Origin of the sequence: Streptococcus sp. HMSC064D12 (assembly GCF_001837205.1) — a bacterium.
Taxonomy (GTDB): Bacteria; Bacillota; Bacilli; order Lactobacillales; family Streptococcaceae; genus Streptococcus; species Streptococcus salivarius_D.
This window is the reverse complement of sequence record NZ_KV831759.1, coordinates 1-7,280: the sequence shown is the minus strand read 5'-3', so window position 1 is coordinate 7,280 and position 7,280 is coordinate 1. Positions and strand designations below refer to the sequence as shown.

5 protein-coding genes and 1 pseudogene are annotated in these 7,280 nt (G+C 39.6%); 2 read left to right on the top strand and 4 right to left on the bottom strand.

Features of this window, described 5'->3' with window-relative positions; genetic code table 11:
- Positions 1–54: 54 nt before the first annotated feature.
- From HMPREF2697_RS07940 to HMPREF2697_RS07925, 4 genes and pseudogenes are all read right to left on the bottom strand, one after another.
- A complete protein-coding gene (locus HMPREF2697_RS07940) occupies positions 55–2,739 on the bottom strand; it encodes a cation-translocating P-type ATPase (RefSeq protein ID WP_045771780.1) in 2,685 nt (894 codons plus the stop codon).
- Between the two features lie 264 nt (positions 2,740–3,003).
- A complete protein-coding gene (locus HMPREF2697_RS07935; RefSeq protein WP_002884910.1) occupies positions 3,004–3,390 on the bottom strand; it encodes a YwiB family protein in 387 nt (128 codons plus the stop codon).
- 24 nt (positions 3,391–3,414) lie between these two features.
- Positions 3,415–4,178 (bottom strand): annotated as a pseudogene (locus HMPREF2697_RS07930) (nucleoside phosphorylase).
- 4 nt (positions 4,179–4,182) lie between these two features.
- Positions 4,183–5,049 carry a GNAT family N-acetyltransferase gene (locus HMPREF2697_RS07925; protein WP_070850279.1) on the bottom strand — a complete coding sequence of 289 codons (867 nt, stop codon included), beginning with the start codon at positions 5,047–5,049 and terminating at the stop codon, positions 4,183–4,185.
- 178 nt (positions 5,050–5,227) lie between these two features.
- On the opposite strand from HMPREF2697_RS07925, the gene yidA reads away from it, so the two are divergent.
- Both yidA and HMPREF2697_RS07915 read left to right on the top strand, forming a co-directional pair.
- Complete coding sequence (gene yidA, locus HMPREF2697_RS07920) at positions 5,228–6,034, top strand: sugar-phosphatase (RefSeq protein ID WP_004182607.1); 807 nt, start codon at positions 5,228–5,230, stop codon at positions 6,032–6,034.
- Positions 6,034–7,248: an aminoacyltransferase gene (locus tag HMPREF2697_RS07915; RefSeq protein ID WP_004182608.1), complete on the top strand. Its 1,215-nt coding sequence runs from the start codon at positions 6,034–6,036 to the stop codon at positions 7,246–7,248. The genes yidA and HMPREF2697_RS07915 overlap by 1 nt, the downstream gene beginning before the upstream one ends.
- Positions 7,249–7,280: the final 32 nt, after the last annotated feature.

Here is a 7,280-nt window from a genome sequence, read left to right as displayed (position 1 = left end):
TAATTCAAGATGTGATAAGAAAAAGCCAGAGACCATTATCTCTGACTTTATGTTTTAAATAGCGTCTTTATCCTTACCAAGGGCACGTTGAATAGCTTTGACTAATTCAACCAATACCACAATCAAGAAGGAACCTACAATAACCGCAAGCCATTGTGTCAGACTAAGGTGTGACACATGGAAAAGGCTATTAAATCCAGGAACTACGATAGTTGCCATCAACAGAACGAAGGCTACTGGAATTGCCCAGTTGAAAGTCTTGTTTCTAAAGAGACCAACTTTAAAGACTGATTGATAAACTGATTTAACGTTAAAGGCATGGAGCAACTGGATTAATCCAAGTGTGGCAAAGGCCATTGTAAGGGCATCCGCATGAATTTCTGCTTGCGTATGGTGCTCTGGGAAGGCAAGGCCCCAACCATATACTGCAAGAACAAGGATAGTTTGGAAAACACCTTGATACATAATCGCTCCGAAGACACCACCATCAAAGAAGTTTGATTGGCGACCACGAGGTTTGTGAGTCATAATACCTGGTTCAGCTGGCTCAACCCCAAGTGCGATAGCTGGAAGGGTATCAGTGACTAGGTTAATCCAGAGAAGGTGTACTGGTTGAAGCACATCCCAACCAAACAGTGTGGCAAAGAAGATAATGAAGACTTCTGCCATGTTGGCTGACAAGAGGTATTGGATTGATTTTTGAATATTTGAGAAGACCTTACGTCCTTCTTCTACGGCAACGATAATTGTCGCAAAGTTATCATCGGCAAGAACCATATCTGAAGCTCCCTTAGAAACCTCTGTACCTGTGATTCCCATACCGATACCGATATCAGCTGTCTTAAGTGAAGGCGCATCATTAACCCCATCACCTGTCATGGCAACAACCTTGCCATCATTTTGCCAAGCCTTGACGATACGAACCTTGTGTTCAGGAGACACACGCGCATAGACAGAGTACTGTTTGAAGACTTTTTGGAATTCTTCATCAGAAAGCTCATTAAGCTCAGCTCCAGTAAAGACATGATCTTCTGTATCATTTGGGTCGATGATACCAAGACGCTTAGCGATTGCTTCTGCTGTATCTTGGTGGTCACCTGTGATCATGATTGGACGAATCCCCGCTTCTTTAGCGACACGGACAGCCTCTGCTGCTTCTGGACGTTCTGGGTCAATCATACCTACCAAACCTGAGAAAATCAAATCAGACTCAACAACTGCAGATTCCAAGGTAGGAATGTCATTCGTTATCTTATAAGCCATCATCAAGACACGAAGAGCTTGTTTTGCCAAGTCCTTATTAGTCGCAAGGATTGCTTGTTTGTCTTCATCCGTGATTGGACGAATCTCACCATTGATTTCAATTCGAGTCACACGTTTGAGCAATTGGTCAGGCGCACCCTTAACAGCTACAAAGTATGTGCCATCCGCTTCTTTGTGAATAGTAGACATGAGCTTACGGTCAGAGTCAAATGGCAATTCTGCCACACGAGGCTCTGATTTCAAGACGTCACGCACATCAAAATTATGGTCCAAACCAAATTGAACAAGGGCTGTTTCGGTTGGATCACCGATTAGTTTACCATCTGGGTCTACCTTAGTATCATTGGCAAAGTTCATAATACGAAGGGTTGTATTGTCAGCACCAAGTTCCGTAGCAGCGCTTTGCAATTGACCGTTTGTATAGACTTTTTCAACAGTCATTTGGTTCATGGTTAAGGTACCAGTCTTATCAGATGCGATAATTTCTGTTGAACCAAGGGTTTCAACAGCTGGCAATTTACGAACAATCGAATTGCGCTTAGCAAGGGTCGTTGTCCCAAGTGACAAAAGAATGGTTACAATGGCAGGTAAACCTTCAGGAATCGCTGCAACGGCAAGAGCAACGGCAACCATCAAGCCTTCAAGAGGCTGTTCGCCACGAATGAAGACACTAACCAAGAATGTCACCAAGGCAATAGCGACAATAAGATAGGTCAAGGTCTTAGACAGTTGCTCCAAGCTTTGTTTCAATGGCGTTTGTGATTCGTCCGCATTAGCCAGCATATCGGCAATCTTACCGACCTCTGTATACATACCGGTATTGGTTACAACTCCTGTACCACGACCATAAGTAACGTTAGAATTTTGATAACCCATATTTACACGGTCACCGATACCTGCTTCTGCTTCAACTGTCTCAGTAACGTCCTTTTCAACTGGTACAGATTCACCGGTAAGGGCTGCTTCTTCAATCTTAAGTGAGGCAGCTTCGAGCAAGCGCATATCCGCAGGAACAACATCACCAGCTTCAAGCAAGACGATGTCTCCAGGAACCAATTCGCGTGAATCAATTTCAACGACATGCCCATCACGACGCACACGAGCCATAGGACTAGACATGTTTTTGAGGGCTTCAATAGCCGCTTCTGCTTGACCTTCTTGATACACACCAAAGGCTGCATTCAAAACAACAACGGCTAAAATAATGCAGGCATCCGTCAAACCATGCATACCTTCTGTAATAACAGAAAGGGCGGCGGCGACAAGCAAGATGATAATCATCAAATCTTTAAACTGATCGATGAATTTTGACAAGAGGCTGCGTTTTTCACCTTCATCCAACTCGTTATAGCCATAGGCATCTAAACGTTCCTTGGCTTGTGCAGTAGACAAACCATCAACAGAAGTGTCCAAGTTTTTTAGGACTTCTTCCTCTCCTTGTGTGTAAAACAAGGCTTTATTTTGTTCTTTAGACAAAATAATCTCCTCCTTCTATATAGGGAAAAATGGCTAACAAGACTCTTTTCATATAAAAAATCATACAAAAAGAGACTTGTTTAATAAAAAACAAGTCTCGCTGTTTAAGAATATGCCGGAAATGTAAAATTTCGTAATGACGACATAATCGCAACTGTTAATCAAATCTCATGATTACAGTCACCTGCTACTCCCTTATTTGTACTAAACATTTTATCATAAATTATTCTTTATTCAAGCAAAATGATTCTATTTTTTCAAAAATTAAAACCAAGAAACTTCTAATTCATAATCAGCAAAAACGTCTTCTGTTTCTGGATGTTTCAATTGATAATGAATATCAACTGTCTGTCCATTCGGGTCATGGGCAAATAGACTAGTGTCTGTCAGAAAATGCTGGGTACCAAGCGGTGTCGGAATGTGGACCAAGGCAGGTACTTTAGCAGAAAAACGCATGATGGATTTAGGATTAGAAAAGCGTGTCATCACTAGCTCATCCTGATTCAACTTAATAACCACTTTTTCTTTCTCGGAATTATGATGAACAAGATAGGTATAATCCCCTTTTTCCATAACCTCACAAGTGTGGATTTCTTCGATAATCTCCGTTTGATCCCCTACTTTAATTTTGTTTTTTATTTTTATTTCCATTGATTACTCCTTTTCTTTCTATACTTATTTTTCCAACTCTAATGCGATACTGACAGCAATCTCGAAGAAAGTCATTACATCTGTCTTTCTCTCTTCATGTCTAGCATCCCACTCATGATTGTGATGATCAACATAGTCAGCCGTGTAGAAAAACTGATAAACATTGGCTTGTCGATATTGGGCCCAGGCCATGATAGCCGAAGATTCCATATCTACAACTTTCGCTCCTGCTTCAAGTCTTCGTTTTACCTTAGCAGCTGTTTCACGATAGAAGGCATCTGTCGTCCAAACTTTGGTCCGAATGTGCTCAATACCAGATTTGTTCAAAGCGTTCTCCATGGTTAAGAGCAAAGTTTCGTCATAAGCTATCTCATCACTTGCAGGAGCGTAATGGTAACTTGTACCTTCATCACGTAGAGCTGAACTTGGTATAATAATTTTATCTGCTTGAATTGACTGATCTAGAACTCCGCAAGAGCCCAAAACGATAAAGTTGTTAAAACCTCTCGCTTTGAGTTCTTCTAAGAAACCCACAACCATTGGAGCTCCAATAGTAGCCATAGCAACTGCAAGTTTAAATCCATCTACTTCATAGATATACCATGGATATTTGCTATTTAGGTTGGTGAGATAACCACCTTCATAGACCCGTCTATCTGCTTTACTCGTTCAAGGATTTCTCCATTAAAAGACAGAATAATAGTATCACAGATTTCTCCACCACTAATAAGGCTTCGATCAGTTGGCTCTATCACAGCAGGTACATTTTCAAATTCTTCTAATAACATGTAATCATTCTTTCTGCTTCAAGTAAACCACCTGGGTTTGTTTGACAAAGCCAATCTTTTCATACAAGCGTTTGGCACCTATGTTGCTATCTTCCACTGCAATTTGGAAGGACTTGTCATTTTGCGCAATAAGTTGGTTGACGACTGATTTTGCCAGATAGCTTCCATAGCCTTGGCCACGATAGGCTTCTGCTACGGCAAGTCCATAAAGGTAGTTGTTATTCCCAGATAAATCGACCGTACAAACTCCAATGACCTGAGCTTCTTTGAGAAGGATGTAAAGTAGGCCATCGGAATCCTTCAAGGCCTCTGTAATGTATCTGCGACTTGCTTCAAGTGTTTCCTCTGCATCAGAAAAGGCTTGCTGGTGGAGTTGGGCAATTTCATCTAGGTAAGAAGGTTCAGCTAAGAGCACCTTGACATCTGAACGGGAATCCAGAGCATATGGTGTTCTATCTCGCCCTAGCCAGGTTTCCGTCTCTTCATCCTCAACCAAACCCCAATGACTTGCCAAATCAGGATGATGATCGAGAAAAACACGCTCCGTCTGAAAGGTCACTGAGCGAATAGGGTAAGATGCCATTTCTTTTTCAAAGCTTCTATACATCGCACGCGCAATACCATGACGACGATAACTAGGGTCCTCTAGGAAGCTCACTTCAACGTCTTCGTTATCCGCATAAACCGTTAACAACCCAAGCAACTTTCCTTCTTGATAATAGAGGAAAAAGGCTGGCATGATGGGGTCAAAATTAAGCATATTGGAGAGATAGGGTTCTCGAAAGGTTTGATCATGGGCTTGGCAGCTAGCAATCAATGCTTTTGCTACCTTCCGTTCTTGCTCCGTCAATTGGTTGGTTACTCGAATCACTTTATCTCTCCTTTATTTGTCTGACCTTATTTTACCAATTAAAAAGCATTTGGGCAATTCTTACCTAATCTACTTCTTTAAAGTAGGCAATATGTTTTTTCTCATGACAAACTATGACAAATCATTTAAATTTTAGTAGAATAGAAGAGAAATTAACTAAACGAAACAGGTAATTATTATGTCTATTAAACTTATTGCTGTTGATATTGATGGAACGCTTTTAAATAGCCAACGTCAAGTTACACCTGAAGTCTTTCAAGCGATTCAAGATGCTAAAGCTGCCGGTGTAAAGGTTGTCATCGCGACTGGTCGTCCCATTCCTGGAGTACTTCCACTTCTTGAAGAACTCAACCTCAACCAAGACGGAGATTATGTTATCACCTTCAATGGTGGGCTTGTCCAAGAAACTTCTACTGGTAATGAATTAATTCGTGAGACACTCTCATACGAAGACTACCTTGATATTGAGGTTTTGGCTAACAAGCTTGGTGTTCATTCTCACGCCATTACTAAAGATGGTATCTACACAAGTAATCGCAACATTGGACGCTATACAGTTCATGAGTCTACACTTGTTCATATGCCGATTTACTATCGTACACCTGAGGAGGTAGCTGACAAGGAATTCGTTAAAGCCATGTATATTGATGAACCTGAAATTCTTGATGTAGCCATTGCCAAACTTCCACAGGAATTTTATGACCGCTTTACCATTGTAAAATCAACACCATTTTATCTAGAAATTCTTAAGAAAACAGCCAACAAAGGGATTGCTGTAACCCATCTTGCTGAAAAACTCGGTCTTTCGAAAGAAGAAACTATGGCTATCGGTGATGAAGAAAATGACCGTGCTATGCTTGAAGTCGTTGGCTCTCCTGTTGTTATGGAAAATGGTAATCCAGAATTGAAGAAAATTGCGAAACACATCACAAAATCAAATGATGAATCTGGTGTTGCTTACGCTATTAGAAAGTGGGTATTGTAATGTATAGTTATAAAATTGGAATTTCTGCTGAAGAACATGATCACTTTGTAAAAAACAGTGACCAAGTTAATCTTTTACAGAGCAGTAATTGGGCTAAAATTAAGGACAATTGGAATAATGAGCGAATCGGATTTTATAAAGATGGCAGACTAGTAGCAACTGCATCTATTCTAATACGTAGGCTTCCTCTAGGTCTGACTATGCTCTACATTCCGCGTGGTCCAATAATGAACTACTCTAATATAGAATTAGTGACTTTTGTTATTGATTCTCTTAAAAAAATTGCAAAAACAAAACGTGCACTTTTTATTAAATTTGACCCATCCCTTATTCTCAAATCTTACCTCATTGGTGAGAATGTTGAAGAAAATATTAATACACTAAAAACAATAGAAATCTTACAAAAATGTGGTGCCGAATGGACAGGTCGGACCCAAAACATTTCCCAGAGTATTCAACCACGCTATCAGGCTAATGTTTATACAAAGGAGAATATTATTAATACTTTTCCTAAACACACAAAGCGTTTAATAAAAGATTCTGATAAACGTGGTGTTCAAACTTATCGAGGAACAATTGATGATCTCAAAGCATTCTCTAATGTTATTGCACTTACCGAATCTCGTAAAGGGGTTTCCCTCCGAAATGAGGAATATTTCAGAAAGTTAATGAAAATATATGGTAATGATGCTTATCTTCATCTAGCAAAAGTTAATCTACCCAAGCGTTTGGAGCAGTACAAAGCTCAGTTAATTGAAATTCAAGATAACCTTTCTGAAACTTCAGATAATCAAAAGAAACGTTTGAAAAAATTGAAACAGCAAGAGACATCTATAAAAAAATATATCACTGAGCTCGAAGATTATGTAAAAGATTATGATAAGGAACTAGTTATTGCAGGTATTTTATCAATAAAATTTGGTAATACAATGGAAATGCTCTATGCTGGGATGAATGAAGATTTTAAGAAGTTCTACCCACAGTATAAGCTATATCCTAGAGTTTTTGAAGATGCATATAATGACAACATTATATGGGCCAATATGGGAGGAGTTGAGGGTAGTCTTGATGACGGTCTAACAAAATTTAAGTCTAACTTTGCCCCTCATATTGAGGAATTTATCGGTGAATTTAATATTCCTGTAAATAAAGTATTATATAGAGTTTCAAATTTTGTATACGAACTTCGCAAAAAACTCCGAAACAAACATTAGTCAAAACCACCCGTGAGAATGATATGATACCT